We start from the raw sequence: 2102 nt of genomic DNA, 5'->3' as shown, positions 1-2102 counted from the left end.
CTGACTGGTGCAAAGTTCTATGCGGTAGAGACTATCAACCAGTCTGCTTCCGATCTGGGTATTGAAAATGTGACCAGTTTTAAAGGTGACGACTTCTCACGTTTGATTGAGGGGTAATGACTCCAACTTACTGGTAGTGTTTTATGTTCAGATAATGTCCAATGACTTTGTCATGTAGTTCTCCCTTCAGGCGTGATTCATAAAGCGGCCAGTCATCCGTCATCCATACCACGACCTCAAAGGCCGACAGCAGGCCCGGAAGACGCTCCAGCGTGGCCAGCGTGCGTTCACCGAATACGTGCGCCACAACCGTCCTCCGTATCCTGTCATACGCGTAAAACAACCAGCGCTTGCGTGATTTAGCGCCGACGTAGCCCCACTGTTCATCCATTTCAGCGCAGACAATGACGTCACTGCCCGGTTGTATGCGTGAGTTTACCGACTGCTGCCTGAGAGGCGGTGTAAGTGAACTGTAGCTGCCATGTTTTACGGCAGTGAGAGCAGATATAGCGCTGATGTCCGGCAGTACTTTTACCGTTACGCACCACGCCTTCAGTAGCTGAGCAGGAGGGACAGCTGATGGAGATGGAAGCCACTGGAGCACCTCAAAACCACCATCATACACTAAATCAGCAAGTTGGTAGCATTACCCAGAACTGGACAGAATAGGCTGTATGTCTAACTTCTGGCCACAGATATAATCGAGCCAGCAGTGCTCGCCGCAGCCGAGCGACAGGGCGAAGCCCCGAGTGAGCGAGGAAGCACCATGGAACAGTACTCATAAATTCTGCATACGCTCAATGCCTGCAAAATCACCTCCCATAGGGGTTATCCACTTATCCACTTATCCACGGGGATATTTTTATAAGATCTTTTTAAATAGTTGTTAGATCTTTATTTTTAGAATGCCCACAGGCCTTTATCCATGCGGGTTCCAGAGAGGGATCTGTGACAAAACGCCCTTTCAGTGTGACAAATCACCCTCAAATAGCCGCCATTTCTGTGACAAGTTGCCCTTAACCCTGTGACAAATTGCCCTCAGGAAGCGTTGCTTTTCACAAAGTTATCCATCCCTGTTGACTCTGTTTTATGAAGTGTGACAATCTTAAATTCTGTCACACTTCACATGGACCTGTCATGGCGGAAATAGCGGTTATAAACCATAAAAAACGTAAAAATAGCCCGCGGATTGTCCAGTCAAACGAGCTGACTGAGGCGGCATATAGTCTCTCCAGGGATCAAAAGCGTATGCTGTATCTGTTCGTTGACCAGATCAGAAAATCCGACGGCTCCCTGCAGGAACATGACGGCATCTGCGAAATTCACGTTGCTAAATACGCTGAAACATTCGGGCTGACCTCCGCTGAAGCCAGTAAGGATATACGACAGGCTTTAAAAGGTTTTGCGGGTAAGGAAGTGGTTTTCTATCGCCCTGAAGAGGATGCCGGCGATGAAAAAGGGTATGAATCCTTTCCCTGGTTTATTAAACGTGCGCACAGCCCATCCAGAGGGCTTTACAGCGTACATATCAACCCATATCTGATTCCCTTCTTCATCGGGTTACAGAACCGGTTTACGCAGTTCCGGCTCAGTGAAACAAAAGAGATTACCAATCCGTACGCCATGCGTTTATACGAATCTCTGTGCCAGTACCGTAAACCTGATGGCTCAGGTGTCGTGTCCCTGAAAATCGACTGGATCATGGAACGCTACCAGCTACCTCAAAGTTACCAGCGTATGCCGGACTTTCGCCGCCGTTTCCTGCAGGCAAGTGTTGACGAGATCAACAGCCGGACACCAATGCGCCTTTCTTACATCGAGAAAAAGAAAGGCCGCCAGACGACGCATATCGTATTTTCCTTCCGTGATATAACCTCCATGACGATTGAATAGTTGAGGGTTATCTGTCACAGATTTAAGGGTGGTTCGTCACATTTGATCTGGAAAGTTGAGGGTGATTTGTCACAGTTTTGCTGTTCCCTCCCTGGCATCCTGCGCTTACTCATAGTTTTTTGGCTGTAACCGGTAGTGGAGCCAGAATTGAGGGCAATTTGTCACCCTATCCTGAGGGTAGTTTGTCACACTAGATTTTCCCCCTCTTC

At 48.4% G+C, this 2102-nt stretch carries 1 protein-coding gene and 1 pseudogene; one reads left to right on the top strand and one right to left on the bottom strand.

All coding sequences use genetic code 11. The features are described 5' to 3' along the window. Nucleotides 1–127: 127 nt before the first annotated feature. Nucleotides 128–596: pseudogene (locus tag N6P30_RS24220) on the bottom strand (IS1 family transposase). Nucleotides 597–1137: 541 nt separating this feature from the next. Between N6P30_RS24220 and repE the strand changes: the two are divergent. After that, entirely contained in the window at nt 1138–1893 is a 756-nt protein-coding gene (gene repE / locus N6P30_RS24215; RefSeq protein ID WP_000807690.1) for a replication initiation protein RepE, read from the top strand. The last annotated feature ends 209 nt before the right edge of the window (nt 1894–2102 follow it).

It is taken from the genome of Enterobacter sp. PL1 (assembly GCF_945957325.1).
Lineage (GTDB): Bacteria > Pseudomonadota > Gammaproteobacteria > Enterobacterales > Enterobacteriaceae > Enterobacter > Enterobacter roggenkampii.
This window is presented reverse-complemented; position numbering and strand designations above follow the sequence as displayed.